Source organism: Janthinobacterium sp. B9-8, from assembly GCF_000969645.2.
In the GTDB taxonomy this organism is placed as follows: domain Bacteria; phylum Pseudomonadota; class Gammaproteobacteria; order Burkholderiales; family Chitinibacteraceae; genus Iodobacter.
On sequence record NZ_CP014222.1, the window covers coordinates 420,647 to 437,814 of the forward strand.

General features: G+C 47.8%; 19 protein-coding genes. 9 read left to right on the plus strand and 10 right to left on the minus strand.

From position 1 onward, the window contains the following. Positions 1 to 24: 24 nt before the first annotated feature. From VN23_RS01745 to VN23_RS01765, 5 genes are all read right to left on the minus strand, one after another. A complete protein-coding gene (locus tag VN23_RS01745) occupies positions 25 to 585 on the minus strand; it encodes a YceI family protein (protein WP_052746782.1) in 561 nt (186 codons plus the stop codon). A 50-nt stretch (positions 586 to 635) separates the two neighbouring features. Then, positions 636 to 1,178 (minus strand): cytochrome b, encoded by a 543-nt coding sequence (locus VN23_RS01750; protein WP_046353481.1) that lies wholly within the window; start codon positions 1,176 to 1,178, stop codon positions 636 to 638. A gap of 46 nt (positions 1,179 to 1,224) precedes the next feature. Continuing rightward, complete coding sequence (locus VN23_RS01755; RefSeq protein ID WP_046353480.1) at positions 1,225 to 1,647, minus strand: MarR family winged helix-turn-helix transcriptional regulator; 423 nt, start codon at positions 1,645 to 1,647, stop codon at positions 1,225 to 1,227. Between the two features lie 227 nt (positions 1,648 to 1,874). Continuing rightward, entirely contained in the window at positions 1,875 to 2,675 is an 801-nt protein-coding gene (locus tag VN23_RS01760) for a Cof-type HAD-IIB family hydrolase (RefSeq protein WP_046353479.1), read from the minus strand. An 87-nt stretch (positions 2,676 to 2,762) separates the two neighbouring features. After that, positions 2,763 to 3,320 carry a DUF924 family protein gene (locus VN23_RS01765; protein WP_046353478.1) on the minus strand — a complete coding sequence of 186 codons (558 nt, stop codon included), beginning with the start codon at positions 3,318 to 3,320 and terminating at the stop codon, positions 2,763 to 2,765. A gap of 71 nt (positions 3,321 to 3,391) precedes the next feature. On the opposite strand from VN23_RS01765, the gene VN23_RS01770 reads away from it, so the two are divergent. Further along, a complete protein-coding gene (locus VN23_RS01770; RefSeq protein WP_046353477.1) occupies positions 3,392 to 4,561 on the plus strand; it encodes an NAD(P)/FAD-dependent oxidoreductase in 1,170 nt (389 codons plus the stop codon). A gap of 509 nt (positions 4,562 to 5,070) precedes the next feature. Here the strand turns inward: VN23_RS01770 and ypfJ are convergent. The 3 genes from ypfJ to VN23_RS01785 are packed head-to-tail and all read right to left on the minus strand — an operon-like array spanning position 5,071 to position 7,182. After that, positions 5,071 to 5,946 carry a KPN_02809 family neutral zinc metallopeptidase gene (gene ypfJ / locus VN23_RS01775; RefSeq protein WP_046353476.1) on the minus strand — a complete coding sequence of 292 codons (876 nt, stop codon included), beginning with the start codon at positions 5,944 to 5,946 and terminating at the stop codon, positions 5,071 to 5,073. A gap of 16 nt (positions 5,947 to 5,962) precedes the next feature. Further along, positions 5,963 to 6,772 (minus strand): 4-hydroxy-tetrahydrodipicolinate reductase, encoded by an 810-nt coding sequence (gene dapB / locus VN23_RS01780; protein WP_046353475.1) that lies wholly within the window; start codon positions 6,770 to 6,772, stop codon positions 5,963 to 5,965. 5 nt (positions 6,773 to 6,777) lie between these two features. Next, a complete protein-coding gene (locus VN23_RS01785) occupies positions 6,778 to 7,182 on the minus strand; it encodes an outer membrane protein assembly factor BamE (protein WP_197433000.1) in 405 nt (134 codons plus the stop codon). Between the two features lie 106 nt (positions 7,183 to 7,288). On the opposite strand from VN23_RS01785, the gene fur reads away from it, so the two are divergent. The 5 genes from fur to VN23_RS01810 all read left to right on the plus strand — a co-directional run bounded on the left by fur (position 7,289) and on the right by VN23_RS01810 (position 11,082). Continuing rightward, positions 7,289 to 7,705: a ferric iron uptake transcriptional regulator gene (gene fur / locus VN23_RS01790; protein WP_046353474.1), complete on the plus strand. Its 417-nt coding sequence runs from the start codon at positions 7,289 to 7,291 to the stop codon at positions 7,703 to 7,705. 3 nt (positions 7,706 to 7,708) lie between these two features. Further along, complete coding sequence (gene aat / locus VN23_RS01795; protein WP_046353473.1) at positions 7,709 to 8,407, plus strand: leucyl/phenylalanyl-tRNA--protein transferase; 699 nt, start codon at positions 7,709 to 7,711, stop codon at positions 8,405 to 8,407. After that, complete coding sequence (locus tag VN23_RS01800) at positions 8,404 to 9,141, plus strand: arginyltransferase (protein ID WP_046353472.1); 738 nt, start codon at positions 8,404 to 8,406, stop codon at positions 9,139 to 9,141. Before aat ends, VN23_RS01800 begins: the two co-directional genes overlap by 4 nt. 156 nt (positions 9,142 to 9,297) lie before the next feature. Continuing rightward, positions 9,298 to 10,065 (plus strand): ParA family protein, encoded by a 768-nt coding sequence (locus VN23_RS01805; protein ID WP_046353471.1) that lies wholly within the window; start codon positions 9,298 to 9,300, stop codon positions 10,063 to 10,065. A gap of 93 nt (positions 10,066 to 10,158) precedes the next feature. Next, positions 10,159 to 11,082, plus strand: coding sequence for a response regulator (locus tag VN23_RS01810; RefSeq protein ID WP_197433001.1), 924 nt, complete (start codon positions 10,159 to 10,161; stop codon positions 11,080 to 11,082). A gap of 119 nt (positions 11,083 to 11,201) precedes the next feature. Here the strand turns inward: VN23_RS01810 and VN23_RS01815 are convergent, their stop codons facing one another. Beyond that, positions 11,202 to 11,987, minus strand: a complete 786-nt coding sequence (locus tag VN23_RS01815) for an MOSC domain-containing protein (RefSeq protein WP_046353469.1) — start codon at positions 11,985 to 11,987, stop codon at positions 11,202 to 11,204. 69 nt (positions 11,988 to 12,056) lie between these two features. Next, a complete protein-coding gene (locus VN23_RS01820) occupies positions 12,057 to 14,315 on the minus strand; it encodes a DNA internalization-related competence protein ComEC/Rec2 (RefSeq protein ID WP_046353468.1) in 2,259 nt (752 codons plus the stop codon). A 182-nt stretch (positions 14,316 to 14,497) separates the two neighbouring features. Here VN23_RS01820 and VN23_RS01825 point away from each other — a divergent pair, with 182 nt between their 5' ends. The 3 genes from VN23_RS01825 to VN23_RS01835 all read left to right on the plus strand — a co-directional run bounded on the left by VN23_RS01825 (position 14,498) and on the right by VN23_RS01835 (position 17,136). Next, positions 14,498 to 15,154, plus strand: a complete 657-nt coding sequence (locus tag VN23_RS01825) for a glutathione S-transferase (protein WP_046353467.1) — start codon at positions 14,498 to 14,500, stop codon at positions 15,152 to 15,154. Positions 15,155 to 15,224: 70 nt separating this feature from the next. After that, positions 15,225 to 16,400, plus strand: coding sequence for a UbiH/UbiF family hydroxylase (locus VN23_RS01830; protein WP_046353466.1), 1,176 nt, complete (start codon positions 15,225 to 15,227; stop codon positions 16,398 to 16,400). A gap of 7 nt (positions 16,401 to 16,407) precedes the next feature. Further along, the gene (locus VN23_RS01835; protein ID WP_046353465.1) at positions 16,408 to 17,136 is read left to right on the plus strand and encodes a DsbC family protein; all 729 of its coding nucleotides are present in this window, start codon (positions 16,408 to 16,410) and stop codon (positions 17,134 to 17,136) included. Positions 17,137 to 17,168 lie beyond the last annotated feature (32 nt).

A 17,168-nucleotide genomic window follows, 5' to 3' on the forward strand; every position in this document is an offset into this window, starting at 1 on the left:
CTGACTCCAGTGGGTGGGTAAAACTTATTTGCTAGCGGTGCCAGCAAGGGTGATTTTAAATTTAACGGTCACTTGGTCTGCTACGGTATCAGTATCTGCCCACATGCCATCACCTAATTTATATTGCAAGCGTAAAATAGGTAAATTGCCTTCTACAACCAGATTACCTGCCTCAGGTTTGGCTGTGAGCTGGGTGGTTACATCACGGCTGATGCCTTTAATGGTTAATTTACCTTTTGCTTCAAATTTATTATTACCCAGCGATTTGACACTGCTGGCAATAAAGGTCGCTTTAGGATAGCTGGCCACGTCAAACCATGCTTTCTTTTTGGCTTCTGTATTGCCATCGTTACCACCTACATCAATGCTGGCTAAGTCGACGATAATTTCGGCTTGTGCTTTTTCAGGTTTGGCAGGGTCAAAGTCGACTTTGGCGGCAAAGTTTTTAAAGCCGCCATCAACTGAGACGCCCATTTGTTTAAAGTTGAAATCAACTTTGCTTTTTTGTGGGACGAGTGTCTGGGCTGCACTTGCAGAGAAGCTCAGTGCGGTAAGTAGTGTAGCGCTAAGAATATGACGAATCACTGCATTCTCCTGGGGCAAACTGAAATGGTTTAGGTAAGCGAAATGGCTGTTTATTTTTTTCGTAAAAAAGGCAGCATACGGGCCAGAATGGCATCCTTATCAATAAAGTGATGCTTGAGTGCTGCTGCAGCATGTAGCCCAATTAATACCAGTAATGCAGTTGCAAATAGGCCGTGGCTATTGGCAAACAAATCGGCAAGTTCTGCATTTTTTGCAATCAGATCAGGCATTTGCCAGAGGCCCAGATAAACAACTGGAAATCCTTTTGCGGAGCTCATTAGCCAGCCAGACAGGGGCATGGCAAACATCAGAAGATAAAGCAGGTGATGCACGCCGGTAGACAGCTTGCTTTGCCATGCTGGCAGGCTAGGATCGGCGCTGGGTGCGCCTTTGACTTTTAACCAGATAAGACGAATAGCAACTAAGCCTAGTACGGTGATGCCTGCCCATTTGTGCCACGAGATGACTTTGAATTTGGCTGGGGATAATGGCATTTCTTCCATGGTCCACGCGAGGCCAAAGGCCGTACAGATGAGAAGGGCCACTAACCAGTGCAGTAGAATCTGGATGCCATCGTATTGTGTTTTACTCATTTTATTCACTATTTAATAGGGTCTGGGTTGGCTAAATGATAATCACTTAGTCTTGAAACTTGCTGCGAAGTTCCGCGAGTATGTTAGTCATTTCGACCAGTTTTTGTTCAGACAGATCAGAAAAAAAAGGACGGATGTATTCTAGATGCCGAGTAAATGTATTTTCAAAGAGGGCCTCTCCTTTGGGGCTTAGATAAACCCGAAAACTGCGTCTGTCTTCACTGATGGTTTCCCGGTTGATGATCCCGCGTGTTTCTAAGCGATCAAGTACCCCTGTAAGTGTTCCTTTTGTAATGAGCGTTTTTTCACCTAACTCACGGCAGCTCATCCCTTGTGTATTGCCAAGCGTAGCAATAATGTCAAATTGTGCAGGTGTTAAATCCATCGCACGGATGTGCCGATTGGATAATTGCTCAAAAGCTTGGTAGCAGCGAACCAGTTCACGGATGGTGACTTGGAAGTTTTCCATTAAGTAAGGCTTTAATTGTTCGTGTTAGTACTATTTATATCAGAACAAAAAAAATGCTGCAAGACAGGCGGATCACTCACTAAGAATTAGGATAGATGAATTTATAGAAATACGAGTATTTCAAGTATGGAGGCTGTGAAGCAAAAGATATTGAGATTTGACATAAAGCGCTGGAAAAACAGCGCAAGCGAGGGCTGCGAAGCGGCCCTCGGGAATAGAGGAATGGATTAATGCGCCATTTTGAATGCGGTGCGTAAATGTTTGGCAACACCGGATTCTTCATTACTACCAATTGTTAAGACATCAGGCAGGGCGGCCACAAGGCGTGGATTTGCATTGCTCATGAGTCGTGGGTGTCCTGCGGTTTGCAGCAATTCCAGATCATTTTGTCCATCGCCAAAGGCAATACATTGCTCTGTTGAGAGGCCTAAGCGCCCTAATACTACTTGCAGGGCATGACCTTTGGAGACGCCTGCTGCCATGACTTCTAGGCAATCAGGCATAGAAAAGGTGATATAGAGCGTGTTGCCGAATCGCTCACGTAGTTTTTTTTCTACGCTGAGCAGATGTTCGTGATCGCCAATATAGAGCACTTTCGCGACGCCTTCGCCGTGGTGTTTGGCCAGCTCGCTGAGCTGATAGCTAAAGCCAGAGTCCTGATGCATATCGAGTAAATATTGGCTGTGCTGATCGATTAGCCATGCATCATCAAGATAAAAATTGAGCAAGGTGCCTGCTGCAAATTCGGCTTGTGATAATTCCTGCACGACAGATGCTTGAATATTCTCCGCATGGATCAGTTGATTTTCAGGGCTATGAATACGCGCGCCATTGGATGTAATCAGGTGAGCGTGGATACCCAGCACATCACGAATACCCATCACGTCTAAATAGTGACGGCCTGTGGCAATGACAAATTGAACGCCGTTTTTTTCTAGCTGTTGCAAAGTGTCTGCGGTATAGGCATCGACCATATGTGCGTTATTAAGTAAGGTGCCATCAAGATCGGAGGCGATAAGCTGATACATCGTGGGCAATCCGGTTGATTCTGGGAGCATTGATTCTAACTTCTATCGTATAGGCTTTGCGCTTGTAAAAATGCCAAATAAAACTAATTAAAAACCCGACCCCGGTAAAGTGAGGTAACTTAATTCTTCAGCTGTTGAGCTGCGCCCTAATAGGGCATTGCGGTGGGGGAAGCGGCCAAAGCGCTGAATCACGGCGTGATGTTTGACTGCGTAATCATAAAACCCCTGTAATTGCGGCTCATTTTGCCATTGGCTCATCAAGGAAAGCGTCAGCTCTTGATCAGCTAAGTTTTCGGAATGCTCTAAGGGTAAATAGATAAATAACTGTTCCAGCGTTTGAAGCTGGGTATTCAATCCTGCATGAATCATGTTTTTAGCTGCTTGCAAAGCCAGATGATCGTAGGCAAAAGAGCGAGCGCTATTTCTAAAGATATTGCGAGGAAACTGATCGAGCAAAATGATATAGGCCAAACTGTGGAGAGGTGTTTCTAGCCAGTGATTCAGCTCGCCCTGCGCTGCTGCTTCAACTGTGGCTAGAAATTTCGTACTGATTTGGGTATCAAACTCTGCATCTTTTCGAAACCATTCTGCACGGACTTCTCGTTGTTCGCCAAACCAAAAAGAGAGGACATCATCAGGATTCATCGTTGCACCGTAAGCAGTTTAGATAGTGGGTTACAATACGCCGTTTTAGCCCAGCTTGCGTGGGGAGTGTTATGCAAAATGTTGTAGATGTGATCGTAATTGGGGCCGGTGCGGCTGGAATGATGTGTGCTGCAACCGCTGGCCAGAGGGGCCGTAAAGTCGTGCTGATCGATCATGCTACAAAGCTGGCTGAAAAAATTCGTATTTCTGGGGGCGGGCGTTGTAATTTTACTAATTTGAACACGCTGGCCAGCTGTTATCAATCAGAAAACCCGCATTTTGTAAAATCTGCACTTAAGCAATACAGCCAGTTTGATTTTATCAAAATGGTTGAATCATATGGTTTGGGCTATCACGAAAAAACCTTGGGCCAGCTTTTTTGCGATCAAGGCTCGCAAGCCATTATCGATATGCTGAAAGCCGAAGTGGATCTGGGCGGTGTGATCTGGCGCATGGATACAGGCATTGTGGCTATTCAAAAGACAGATGCTGGCTTTGAGGTGATCACAAGCAGAGAAACCTGGCTCTGCAGCTCTTTAGTCGTTGCCTGTGGCGGTTTATCGATTCCACCTATTGGTGCAACGGGCTTGGGTTATGAGATTGCCAAACAATTTGATATACCCGTACTGCCTTTGGCCGCAGCCTTGGTGCCGCTCACTTTTCAGCCACAAGATTTATGGACTGATTTAGCAGGGGTGGCGATCGAAGACACGATCGTGAGCTGTGGTGATATAGAGTTCAGAGAGGCGATCTTGCTTACGCATAAGGGTCTATCTGGTCCGGCTATTTTACAAATATCCAGCTACTGGCGAGCGGGCGATACGCTGGAAATTGATTTATTGCCCGATGTAGATTTTGATGAAATTTGGGCTGCAGCCAATCGTGATGCCTTAATCAGCACTATTCTTTCTGAGCGATTGCCCAAGCGCCTTGTGCAGGCGTGGCTGGCAGAGTGGGGAGATATCAAGCCACTGAAACAATATTCGGCTAAAGAATTATTGGCGATAGCAGAAAGCTTTCATTGCTGGCGCATCGTACCTTCAGGCTCGGTTGGGTATAAAAAAGCGGAAGTGACGCGCGGCGGGGTGGATACGCAGGCGCTATCGTCTAAGACCATGGAATCGCGCCAAATAGCGGGTTTGTTCTTTGTTGGCGAAGTGGTGGATGTGACCGGCTGGCTGGGCGGATACAATTTTCAATGGGCTTGGTCATCAGGTTATGTTGCAGGATTGAATTCCTAGGTGTATAACTAAATCTCCAGCGACAGCAAAAGGAGATCGAATGAATAGTTTCCAAGAAGTGCTGTTTGCGGAGGTGCAGTTTACCCCCGTTGCGACACGGCTAATGTGTCGTTTTGCTGGATGCCTGTAGTGCAGTGAAGGCACAGAACCAAGCCATCACATGAAGGCCATCAGGTGTCGTAGTAAATGCTCTTTGCGTGTATTAGATGTAGATGTAAGTACTGTTAAGGTTGTTGTAGCTGTAGATGTGGCCGTACCGTAGTATTTTTTGTACGTGTTTTTCCTGTAGCTGCTGTTGAAGTGAAAGTTGTTTTTATTAACATTAACCTTCAGTTTTGTATTTCATCTGTTTTACCGCAAGAAGCAACGGAGCGCACTCGCGCTCCGTTGTCGTTTCTGTTCGCCGTAAAAAAGGCTTAAATGCTGGAAGAATAGCGCAATAAATAGTCTGGGCTGATTGACCACAGCACCCGAATTTTTTTTACTGCAGACCTGCTGAATAGACCGCGCTATTTCTTAGCAAAGGTATTACAGCGGCTGACCGAGCCGCTATCCAAACCCTGTTTAAACCAATACATCCGCTGTTCAGAGCTGCCATGAGTAAATGCATCAGGCGTGATCGCTTGCCCTGCACTCTGTTGCAGGGTGTCATCACCAATGGCATTGGCCGCAGCTAAGCCTTCTTCAATATCGCCAGGCTCAAGCAGTTTATTTTGTGCCGCATAGTGTCCCCATACGCCAGCGAAGCAATCTGCTTGCAGTTCAAGTTTTACAGAGAGAGCATTGGCCTGCTTTTTTGAAACCTGCTGTTGTTTCTGGTGTACTTTGCCAGAAATACCGGAGATATTTTGCACATGATGGCCCACTTCATGAGCCAGCACATAGGCATTGGCAAAATCCCCCGGTGCACCATATCGTTTGGCTAGCTCGTCATAAAAGCTGAGGTCTATATAAATTTTTTTATCGGCGGAGCAATAAAAGGGGCCCATTGCAGACGAAGCGCCACCACAAGCTGATTCCACTTTTTTTCTGAATAAATGCAGCTTGGGCTTCTCATAGGCTGAGGCAAAGGCTTCCGGATAAATTTTATCCCAGACGTCTTCTGTTGAAGCCAGAATGCTACTGGCAAATTCGCTGGCCTGATCTTTAACGGCTTCGCGTTTGGCTGGTACTTGCTGAGTGCGTGGCGGGCTAGCGCTTTGATTGGCAATAAGGCCTAAAACTTGTAAAGGGTTTTGCCCAAGCAGCAGGCTAATCACAGCCACAATGACCACGCCACCGATACCCAGCTGCCCAATAGGCAAGCCGCCCGCTCTGCCGCTGCTGGCGTCATCATTGCGATGATCTTCGACATTATCGCTACGTCGTAAGTCTTGCCAGCGCATTGCGGGCTCCCAAGTTTTAAATCACTTCGTTTAAACCAAGTACATCCTGCATATTAAACAGGCCTGTTTTTTTGCCATTTAAAAAGCGTGCAGCACGGATAGAGCCTTGGGCATAGATCGTACGATTTGATGCCTTATGCGAGATTTCGATCCGCTCCCCCATTCCCGCAAAAATAACCGTGTGATCCCCAATTACATCTCCGCCACGTAGCGTGGCAAAGCCAATGCTGGAGGGATCTCGTTCACCGGTAATACCTTGCCTGTCATAAACTGCGCATTCATCAAGGCTACGGCCTAAAGCACCAGCGACCGCATCACCTAGCATCAAGGCTGTACCGGAAGGTGCATCGACTTTCATGCGGTGGTGCATTTCCAGAATTTCAATGTCGTAACCGGTATTGAGTGTTTTAGCTGCTACTTCAAGAAGCTTAACGAGCAGATTAACGCCTGCACTCATATTGTAGGCGTGCACAATCGCAATTTGATGAGCAGCTACTTCAATGGCGGCTTTTCCTGCCTCCTCAAAGCCTGTGGTGCCAATAATCATATTTACGCCGTACATCTGGCAGGCTGCTAAATGTTGTAGCGTGCCTTCTGGCCGAGTGAAATCGATTAAAACATCTGCGCCTGCCAGACTCGCGAAGCCAGCGCTAATGTTTACACCACAACTTTTACCAAGAAAAGCAGCTGCATCTTTGCCGATTGCAGGGCTGTTTTCACGATCCAGCGCAGTAAAAAGCTGGCAATCAGGCTGGGCTAATACGGCTTCAATCAGCATTTGGCCCATGCGGCCGCTGCTGCCAGCAATGGCGATTTTAATCGTCATAAGGCTTATTCCTTGCTGCTGGGGGCGGAGCTTACGCTACTTGCTGCAGAAGCTTGAGCAGGTGGAAATTTGACGGCTGCCGGTAATGTTTCACCCGCAAAGCTCACTAAGCTATCTCCTTCAAAAACAAGGAAGAAGCTCTTTTTTTCTTTTAGCTGACCGCCGCGTGCATCGCTATAAAGGTAGTCCCAGCGATTGGCATGGAAGGGATCATTCAGCAAAGGGGTGCCTAAGAGAAAACGCACTTGCGAGCGCGTCATGCCTTTTTTGAGCTGAGCCACCTGATCGGCTGTAATCTCGTTCCCTTGGGGGATGTCGAGCTTATAAGGTGTAAGAAAATTAGCAACACTGCACGCCGAGGTCATCAGCGCGATAGGGAGCAACAAAATAAGTACTTTTGCCTTCATCATGGGCGATATTCTTCCAGAGCGGGTTGGAGTGACCAACTTAAACGCTATATCATAACCTGATCTGGCCGCTTGCCGAAGCATATAGCCTAAATCAGGGAGATAACACATGAGTAAAGCAAACGAATTAAAAGAGATGGGTCTGAAGGCGACAGGGCCTCGTCTGAAAATTTTGAACTTATTTGAGACAGGTGAGCAGCGTCATATGACAGCGGAAGATGTCTACCGTCTGTTGTTGGCTGACAACTTAGATATTGGCCTAGCGACGGTTTACCGTGTGCTGACTCAATTTGAGCAAGCAGGTATTTTGGTACGCCACCATTTTGAAACAGGTAAATCGGTGTTTGAGCTGAGCGCAGGTGGCCATCATGATCACTTGGTTTGCGTGAAGTGCGGTCAGGTTGAAGAATTTTATGATCCAGAAATTGAAAAACGCCAGGATGCCATCGCTAAAGAACACGGCTTTGATATCCAGGATCACGAAATGTATTTGTATGGCATTTGCGCTAAATGTAAGGCCGTATAATTTGTGATTTCATGGCTTGATCATCGTTTGCAATTTCCTGCACTCTCAAAGGCTTTGCAAGAACCCAACGGTTTGCTGGCAGCCGGCGGTGATTTATCGCCCCGGCGTGTGCTGGCGGCTTACGCATCCGGCATCTTTCCTTGGTTTATGCCGGACGAGCCTATTTTGTGGTGGAGCCCCAATCCACGGATGGTGCTTTTCCCTGATGAGCTGCATATCCCCAAATCGCTGGATAAAGTATTGCGTAATCGCCCCTATGAAGTGCGTTTTGATACCGTATTTAATGAGGTCATGCAGGGCTGTGCTGCACCGCGTGATGGCGAGGCTGCTACATGGATCAGCGCTGAGATCTGTGCCAGCTACGGCGCATTGCATAGTGCTGGCTGGGCCCACTCTGCAGAGTGTTGGATCGACGGCGAGCTGGCTGGCGGTTTATATGGCATTGCCATCGGCAAAATGTTCTACGGTGAATCCATGTTTACCAGAAAGCCCGATGCTTCAAAAATAGCTTTTGTGCATTTGGTGCGTTATTTACAGCAGCAGGGTTTTGGCTTGATCGATTGTCAAATGCGCACCGATCATCTGGCTCGATTTGGCGCGCGGGAGATTTTGCGCGATGAGTTTATGGAAAGGCTAAAGCTGCTGATCCAGGCTCCTCATCATGCCGGGCCTTGGTCTTATCAACACAGGGTAGATGGATGAATGATTCACTGCGCACGCGCACTACTCAGTTGCAGTTTTATACCACTGCTACTTATGAGTGCAGCTATTTGGATAGCCAGGTAGCCCGCTCACAAGTGGCGGTGCCTGCTGAGCTCATTGATAGCCACGCCTATAGCCAGCTGGTGCAGCATGGTTTTCGGCGTAGCGGCTTGTTTGTGTACCGGCCTTGGTGCGATCACTGTAAAGCCTGTGTACCTGTTCGCTTGCCAGTGGCTCAATTTAAGCCAGATCGGGCGCAGCGCCGCGCACAAAAACAGCATGCTGGTTTGCAAGTGAGGGTGCTCGGCCTAGAGTATTTAGAATCGCATTATTTATTGTATCAGCGCTATCAAATGGCCCGTCATGCGGGCGGTGGAATGGATCAGGATAATCGCGAGCAATATCAAAATTTTATATTAAAAAGTAATGTTACGAGTTTTTTAGCAGAATTCAGCCAAGATAATCAAGTGCAGATGGTTAGCCTGATTGATCAGTTAGAGGATGGTATTTCATCGGTCTATACCTTTTATAATCCGGATCTGGCAGGAACAAGCTTTGGTGTGTTTAATATTCTTTGGCAAATTAGTCTGGCCAAAGAAATGCAGCTTCCTTATGTTTATCTTGGTTATTGGATTGATCAGTGCCGGAAAATGGCTTACAAAGTGCGCTATAAGCCCATAGAAGGTTTATTAGATGGTCGTTGGCAATCTTTACCGTTCGAGTCTTTGTTTTAAATGATGCCTTCATTATTGCATCTTGTTTTTTTGTGGCAATCCGACGGTTTTTTCAATCTTCTATCATAATTGCTACATCTAATTGTGCAACGCAATACAAGATGAATCAGAGCTGCTAACATCTATTTGATGATGAGTGGCTAAGAGACAGCAAAGATGAAGATCCGGGTGGTGTTTAATCAAAAAGGGGGAGTGGGGAAGTCAACCATTACCGTTAATCTGGCCGCGGCAGCTGCAAAAGCAGGCCAGCGCGTGCTGCTTGTTGATCTCGACCCGCAGGGCAATTCAAGCCATTATTTATTGGGCGCTGGTGTTGATCTGGCTAAGCCTGGCTTGTTTGAGTTTTTTGATCAGGTGCTTAATTTCAGTATGTATGCCAAAGCCACTCGTGAGTTTGTGCATCGCACACCTTTTGAGCGTTTATCGATTCTACCCTCGAATGCCTTGATTGCAGAATTAGAATCAAAATTAGAATCCCGGCACAAAATATATAAATTGCGCGAAGCACTGCATGAATTGGCCGAAGATTATGATGAGGTATGGCTGGATACGCCACCTGCTTTAAATTTCTTTACGCTTTCTGCGCTGATTTCTGCACAAGCTTGTTTGATTCCGTTTGATTGTGATGAATTTTCACGCCACGCTTTATTGGGTTTGATTGATAGGGTGGCCGAAATTCGCAATGACCATAATGCTGATTTAGTTGTTGAAGGGATTATTGTTAATCAATATCAAGCCCGTGCCAGTTTACCCGCAAGAATGGTGGCCGAATTAAAAGATCAGGGCTTGCCGGTATTAGATGTATTTTTGAGTGCGTCTGTGAAAGTGCGGGAATCTCATGAAAGGGCGATTCCCTTATTGATTCTTGATCCCGGCCATAAATTATCACAGCAGTTTAGTGCCTTATATGACTTACTTAAATAATAATACGTAAGAAAAATTTGCTCAAGCTCCGGCTGTGCTTGTTTAAGAAGCTATAAACAAGCTTGTATGCTAGAAAGCTTGAATAGAGGCTTTATGCGTAGAGAAGGAGGCATCATGCAAGAGCGGGCAAGGGTACTTATCGTTGATGATGAACCCTTTAATCTGGAAATCCTGTCCGAGCATCTGGGAGATGCTGGCTATGAAGTGGTTGTGGCCGAAGATGGTGAGGTTGCCTGGGATATTTTATCGCGAGACCGTGCTTTTGATACGGTGCTGCTTGATCGGATGATGCCGCGGATGGACGGCATGGCGTTGCTGGCTCGTTTACGCCAGCAGCCAGAGTTTGAACATCTGCCGGTGATTATGCAAACGGCAGTGGGCGCGGCAGAAAACGTACGCGAAGGGCTGGCAGCTGGGGCATATTACTATCTGATCAAGCCATTTCAGCGTGATATGTTGTTGGCAATTGTGGCTGCGGCGGTTAATTTTCATCGTGAAAAAAGCCAGCTGGATGCGCAATTAGCCGCTCAAGCCAGCTCTTATCAGCTGCTGATGAAAGGTGAGTTTCATTTCCAAACCCTAGAAGAAGCCCGTCATCTTACTTTATTGCTTTCAAATGCTTGTCCAGAGCCTCAGCGGGTGGCGTTGGGGTTGTCAGAGTTATTGGTGAATGCAGTAGAGCATGGCAATTTGGCGATTAGCTATGCTGAAAAAACGCGGCTTTTGCAGCATGGTTGCTGGCAAGACGAAGTGGAAGCTCGCTTAACGTTGCCTGAGTATCAAAAGCGTAAAGTAAAAGTCGCTTTTTATCGTGAAGACGAAGATATCATTTTTACCATTACCGATGAGGGTAAAGGCTTTGAATGGCAGCCCTTTTTGGAAATGTCACCAGAGCGGGCTTTTGACCCGCATGGGCGTGGGATTTCCATGGCCCGGATGCTCTCGTTTCAATCGGTCGAATATAAGGGCAGCGGTAATCAGGTGATTGCGCGGGTTCGCTCTTTAGCTGCGGAATGAGTGGTTGAAGTCAATTGAAAAACATAAAGCCGGCGTGATGCCGACTTTATGTTTTCGTTAACCTTAAATGATTTTCACTATGCCATTAGCTTGTTTTGTTGCATGAAGGCTTAGGATGCTTACTCTAATACTTCTACGGCCATCCCTTCACTGATGATTCCGCCTTTTTCGACATTGATGTTCTGACCAAATAAAACGCCCGCTGCAGTTCTACGGTATTTAACTAGTGTGCGTAATGGTTCTTGATCGCTGGATTTTTCGCCGGTTTCTGGGTCTATGGTAGTAAAGACACAGCGCTCGCAAGGTTTGATAAAATTAAAAATCACTTCGCCAATGCGGATTTTCTTCCAGCCGTCTTCTGCAAAGGCTGCGCCACCACGCACAATTAAATTAGGGCGAAAGCGCTGCATCGACAGGCTGCGGCCAACACGCTCGCTGAGATCCCCAAGGGAAGCTTCGCCAATTAGCAGCAGGGGATGACCATCGACAAAGGCAATAGGTACGTCGGTGGAGCTGTGGCGATTAAGCTCGAAGCCAGCCCAAAGTAGTACCACTTGTTCACCCAAATAAGCGGATAGCCAAGCATCTGCATTGCTTGCGCCATGACGGGCTGTGAACTCGCTTTCCCAAACACTGGCAGGGTGAAGCTGGCTAAATAGCGAAGTGGCAACAAAGAGCGAAGGCATGCCGGGGGCGTTCAGAGTCAGCCCGTCATCGCTAGGTTCTGCAGACAGCAATACCAGCTTGGGAAACTCTCTGCCTGTGACTAGCTTGCCATTAGGCTGGGCGATCATCCATGTGCGATCAAAAGGTAGGCCACTGCTGAGTACTTCGCTCTGTTGCAGGCGTTGCCCTTGGCTAGATTTAATCGGGTAGCGGTAAAGGCCAGTGAGTCTTATTGGCATGGCATAAGCTCTGAAAAAATACTTACGTTAACTGAATATAAGCTAACAAACAATAGCTTTTACCATGACTTAATGGCCTGTGGGTTGATGCCAATAATGTGGATGAGCATGCCGCCAGCGCGTTAATTTAATCTTTTCCCCCACATCAAAAATCAGTGCACCTGTTTGATCTGTGCGTAAATTTTGTGCCTGGGCGGCGGCATAGCGGGCCGTTATTTCTGGCTTAGGGTGGCCAAAATGATTTAAATAAGCGGCTGAATAAATGGCGTATTGCGGGGATGTTTGCTTAACAAACAGGATGGATGAAGATGTTTTACTGCCGTGATGCGGCACAAGCAAAATATCAATTTGCCCTAAACCCTGCTCAATTAAGCGTGCTTCTTCATGTTTGCCGATATCTGCAGGAATTAATAAGCGATGCTGGCCATTATCGATGAGTAAAACACAGCTTTGGGCGTTGTCACTGCGCGCTGTGTTTTGTTCGTTGGGCCAAATAAAGCGAAAGCGCACTTTATCCCAGACCCATGTTGTGCCCGTTTGGCAGCGCTGTCTCTTGGCCTTCTGGTTGGCCCAGAGTGGATGATCGTCGGGCAGGCTATGCCAAATGAGCGGGCTGGGCATATTTTTAAGCAGCGGCTCGGCTGCGCCAATATGATCGTTATCGTTATGCGACAGGATGAGCGCGTCTAACTGGCGAATGCGGGCGCTGCGTAAAGCGGGCAGTAAGACACGCTCGCCATTAGGCAACTGGCCTGTATCAAATAACAGCTGATGTTGGGCGGTTTGCACTAAAACTGCGAGACCCTGGCCAACGTCCAATACTGTGGCGCGGTATTGCCCCGGCTGGATGCTGCCGGAGCTACTGATAAATAAAGGCAGGCAGCAGATTAGCCCCAGCCGCCTCGCCGGTATGCCACGGGGCAGGAGCAGCAGCATCACACCGAATGCGGCGGGTAAAAGGGTGATGGGGCCGGGCATATTGAAGGCGATGGTGGGCAGTGCTGTACACCATTGCAGCAGATAGTCTGTGGCGGCAAAAAGCCGTTCTGCACCGTAGAGTAAATAACCGGAAGGATCGAGCAAGCCAGCCAAGGCAAGAGGGGTAATAAGAATACTGACAATTGGAATCGCAAAAGCATTCGCGAGCGGGGAAACCAGTGGTAGTTGGCCAAACACCACTAATAAAACGGGGGCAGAAGCCAAAGTGGCAGCTGCTTGGCTACTGACCCATGTTTTCCATTTTGCACTCTTGCCCAGCTGATTGCTGCCAGCCCAAAGGAGTGCACCCACCGTGAGGTAGGATAACCAAAAGCCAATGGATAAAACGGCAAAAGGGTCGATGACAACCGTAACTAAGAGCGCTGCGGCCCAAATGGCACTAATAGCGCTGGCTTGGGCTCGCCACAGGCAAATTGCAGCAATACTTAGCATAAATAGGGTGCGTTGCGTGGGGATGGCCATCCCTGCCAGCAGGCAATAGCAAAACGCGGTGATCACTCCGGCAATGAGTGCGGCACGTTGGGCGGCAAAGCGCGCAGCAAGCAGAGGAATGCGTCGCCAAAGCCCGTTGCAGGTTGCGGCGGCCATCGCTGCGAGCAGGGTGATATGTAAGCCAGAAATACTGATTAAATGGGTCACGCCGGTTGCGGCAAAGCGTTGCCACTGCTCAGGCAAAATGCCGCCCTGATCGCCTACAGTCAGCGCAATAATGACACCACGATAAGGTGCATCGGGCAGGGCATGGTGAATACGATCGCGTAAATGGGCGCGTATCCGATGCAGCCCGGCGCTTTTTTCTGCAAGCAGCACGCCTGATTTAACTGTGCCTGTTGCTCCAATATCTTGCTGCAAAAACCAGCTTTCCAAATCAAAGCCACCGGGGTTGCTTTGTACGTGAACTTGCTTGAGTTTGACCAAAAACCGCCAATGTTCCCCTGCTTTAACCCGATCAGCCTGGCCGTACCATTGCAATTGAATTTTGCCGGGTAAACGCGTATTAGTCGCATCAGGCTTAAATAAAAAGCGTGTACCAAAACGACTGGCTTGAGGCAAATCGCTCACAAAGCCTGTTATCTCAATGACTTGCTGCTCAAGGACTGGATTGAGGCGATCTGCCATACGGATTTGCGCACGCCAATTGGCCCATGAGAAGCCGAGCGCTAGTAGGCTGAGCATTAAAAATAGTTGAGGGAGCCGCCAGCGGCTGAGCAAAAAAAACAATGCTGCAATACTGAGCGCAGGCCAGAGCAGGGGCAAGCCGGGCTGGGCTTGCAATAGGCAAACACCACAGATAAAGCTGGCAATCAGCAGTAGATAAGCAATCAGCATAAATTAGCTTAGCAGCTGATTGCGATACTTTTACTTGAAAGCCTATCCGAGGAAGAGGGCGTGGTTAATTGATGAAACGCAAGCTGTGATTGTGGGCTTAAAGTCAGCCTGGCAATCGCTACTTCCATGACATAGTCTATTGATTAAGCTGTCTATTGCAGCAGGGTCAAAGGAGTGCGGTTATGTACCAACTGTATATCGGTAGCAAAAATTACTCATCATGGTCACTACGTCCCTGGATATTGCTTAAGCACTTTAATATTGAATTTATCGAAATGAGTGCGCCGTTGGATGGCGAGCAAGCTTATCGGGAATACGTAGAAAACGGCTTGATTCCTTGTCTTTATGATAAGGAATTTAATGTCTGGGATTGCTTGGCGATTGCTGAATATTTAGCCGAAAGCTATCCACAAATGTGGCCCGAACATACAAGAGCCAGAGCCAGAGCGCGTTGTATTTCGGCTGAAATGCACTCGGGGTTTTCTAATTTACGTTGCGTATTACCCATGAATATTAAGCTTCGTGTACAAGGTGGCGATTTAGCATTGAGTGCTAAACGCGATATTGAGCGAATTTGCAGCATTTGGCGTGAGGCTCGTCAATTAGCAGGAGCGGGCCCATATTTATTTGGTGCGTTTTCCATTGCCGACGCCATGTACGCACCCGTAGTCTGGCGCTTGCATTGCTACAACGTGCCCTTGCCTGATGATGCGGCAATTTACCGTGATGTCATGTTAGCGCACCCGGCAATGCAGGAGTGGGAGCGGGGCGCATTGGCTGAAACGTTGATATTGGCGCAAGAAGATATGCTGTCAGAAGCGTTTGGCGGGCGCAGGTAGTTTGCACAATAGAGCGTGCTGGGCTTGCTTCGGGTTTCCAAAGCGCAAAGCGGCCTGATAAACTCCCGCCATGGAAAATTTTGACGCAGATGTCATCATCGTTGGTGGTGGTTTAGTCGGCAGCGCCTTAGCTTTGGCGCTTAAAGACACCGCACTGACGGTTTTGTTAATAGAAGGCCGGCAACCCGCTTGGGATTGGCCTCAGGATTCCTGGGATCAACGTATCTACGCCATTAGCCGCGCAAGCCGGCAGATGTTGCAGCGTATTGGTGCATGGCAGCGTTTAGATGCCGATCGCTTGCAAGCCACCTCGTGTATGAAAATATTCGGCGATGCACATGGGATTTCCTTGCAATTTGATGCGCTTGAAGCGGGCGTTGATGAGCTGGCATTTATGCTGGAAAATCGCGAATTGCAAAAAGCGCTCTGGCATGGCCTGCAAGAATCTGCTCAGATTCATATCCGTACCCCCGCTAGCCCTATAAAGCTCACGACCGATCAAACGGGCGCAACACTGACGCTGGCTGATGGCCAACCCCTTCGTGCTCGCTTGGTGGTTGGTGCTGATGGAGCTAATTCATGGGTGCGAAGTCAGCTGGCCATTGAACCGCAGGTGATGCCATATCAGCAGTTTGGTGTGGTGGCTAATTTTGAGATTGAAAAGTCTCATCTGGGTGTGGCTCATCAATGGTTTATGCCTGATGGTGTGCTTGCATGGCTGCCGCTGGCTGGCCAGCGGATGTCGATGGTGTGGTCTTGTAGTGATGAAAAGCGGGCGGAACTTATGGCGCTTTCGCCTGCCGAATTATGCGAATGCGTTGCCGCTGCGGGTGGTGCTCGTCTCGGTGCTTTGCAATTGATCAGCGCAGCAGCTGCATTTCCTTTGCGATTAAATCATTTGCCTGAAACGGTGCGCGATAAAGTAGTGTTGATCGGCGATGCCGCTCATACTGTGCATCCTCTTGCCGGGCAGGGCGTTAATCTGGGCTTTGGCGATGTGGCCGAATTAGCTGCATTATTGGCCCAGGCACCGGTTAATCGTATTGGCGATTATTTGTTGCTGCGACGTTACGAGCGGGCTAGGCGTGAAGCGGTTTACACCATGCAAGGTGTGTGTCATGGCTTGCAAAAGTTATTTAATAATACAAATCCCCTGCTTAAAACTTTGAGGAATCTGGGTTTAGGGGCCACTAATCAATTACCATGGCTTAAAAGACAATTAATCCGCCATGCCATGGACGCCTGAGGTTGTTATGAATATGAAATCTGTGACTCGTATCTTGATTGCCAGCGGTTTTATCGCTTTAACAGCATGCTCTGCATCTGCTGATAATTCGACTAATCAGCTTAAACAAAAATTGGCAAAGCAATTGCCAGGCCGTGAAATCACTTCGGTTAATACCACACCTATGAAAGGGATTTATGAAGTAGTGATTGGTAAACGCCAGATTGTGTATACCGATATCAAAGGTGAGTACATTTTAGCGGGTGATATGATTGATCTGGCTAAAAAAAGCAGCCTGACTGAACAGCGCGCGGCTGAATTACAAAAAACCGACTTTAGCAAATTACCGCTGGAGCAGGCATTTAAAGACGTGCGTGGTAACGGTTCACGTGTTCTGGCCGTATTTTCTGATCCGGATTGCCCTTATTGCAAACGCTTAGAGCGCGAAAGCTTAAATGGCCTGACTAATGTCACGATTTATACTTTCCTGATGCCTTTAAGCATTCACCCGGATGCAGAGCGTAAATCAAAAGTGATTTGGTGTGCTGCAGATAAACAAGCCGCCTGGAGCAATTTTATGCTTAAGGATCAAGCTCTGGATGGTAAGGCGGATTGTGAAAACCCAGTTGAAAAAAATATGAAACTGGCGGAAAGTTTGGGAATTACTGGCACGCCTGCGCTGATTTTTAAATCAGGTCAGATTGTATCGGGTGCGATTCCTAAAGAGCAGATTGAAGAATTACTCTCTGCTAAGTAATTTATGCCGGTCAATAAAAATAGCCAAGCGAT

What these genes read in the sequence shown, in the direction of transcription:
- VN23_RS01785 (WP_197433000.1), bottom strand. Translation starts at nt 7,182, where the DNA reads ATGATGAAGGCAAAAGTACTTATTTTGTTGCTCCCTATCGCGCTGATG.
- VN23_RS01815 (WP_046353469.1), bottom strand. Translation starts at nt 11,987, where the DNA reads ATGCCAATAAGACTCACTGGCCTTTACCGCTACCCGATTAAATCTAGC.
- VN23_RS01810 (WP_197433001.1), top strand. Translation starts at nt 10,159, where the DNA reads ATGCGTAGAGAAGGAGGCATCATGCAAGAGCGGGCAAGGGTACTTATC.
- VN23_RS01805 (WP_046353471.1), top strand. Translation starts at nt 9,298, where the DNA reads ATGAAGATCCGGGTGGTGTTTAATCAAAAAGGGGGAGTGGGGAAGTCA.
- VN23_RS01765 (WP_046353478.1), bottom strand. Translation starts at nt 3,320, where the DNA reads ATGAATCCTGATGATGTCCTCTCTTTTTGGTTTGGCGAACAACGAGAA.
- VN23_RS01820 (WP_046353468.1), bottom strand. Translation starts at nt 14,315, where the DNA reads ATGCTGATTGCTTATCTACTGCTGATTGCCAGCTTTATCTGTGGTGTT.
- VN23_RS01835 (WP_046353465.1), top strand. Translation starts at nt 16,408, where the DNA reads ATGAATATGAAATCTGTGACTCGTATCTTGATTGCCAGCGGTTTTATC.
- VN23_RS01770 (WP_046353477.1), top strand. Translation starts at nt 3,392, where the DNA reads ATGCAAAATGTTGTAGATGTGATCGTAATTGGGGCCGGTGCGGCTGGA.
- VN23_RS01825 (WP_046353467.1), top strand. Translation starts at nt 14,498, where the DNA reads ATGTACCAACTGTATATCGGTAGCAAAAATTACTCATCATGGTCACTA.
- VN23_RS01755 (WP_046353480.1), bottom strand. Translation starts at nt 1,647, where the DNA reads ATGGAAAACTTCCAAGTCACCATCCGTGAACTGGTTCGCTGCTACCAA.
- dapB (WP_046353475.1), bottom strand. Translation starts at nt 6,772, where the DNA reads ATGACGATTAAAATCGCCATTGCTGGCAGCAGCGGCCGCATGGGCCAA.
- ypfJ (WP_046353476.1), bottom strand. Translation starts at nt 5,946, where the DNA reads ATGCGCTGGCAAGACTTACGACGTAGCGATAATGTCGAAGATCATCGC.
- VN23_RS01830 (WP_046353466.1), top strand. Translation starts at nt 15,225, where the DNA reads ATGGAAAATTTTGACGCAGATGTCATCATCGTTGGTGGTGGTTTAGTC.
- VN23_RS01750 (WP_046353481.1), bottom strand. Translation starts at nt 1,178, where the DNA reads ATGAGTAAAACACAATACGATGGCATCCAGATTCTACTGCACTGGTTA.
- VN23_RS01760 (WP_046353479.1), bottom strand. Translation starts at nt 2,675, where the DNA reads ATGTATCAGCTTATCGCCTCCGATCTTGATGGCACCTTACTTAATAAC.
- VN23_RS01800 (WP_046353472.1), top strand. Translation starts at nt 8,404, where the DNA reads ATGAATGATTCACTGCGCACGCGCACTACTCAGTTGCAGTTTTATACC.
- fur (WP_046353474.1), top strand. Translation starts at nt 7,289, where the DNA reads ATGAGTAAAGCAAACGAATTAAAAGAGATGGGTCTGAAGGCGACAGGG.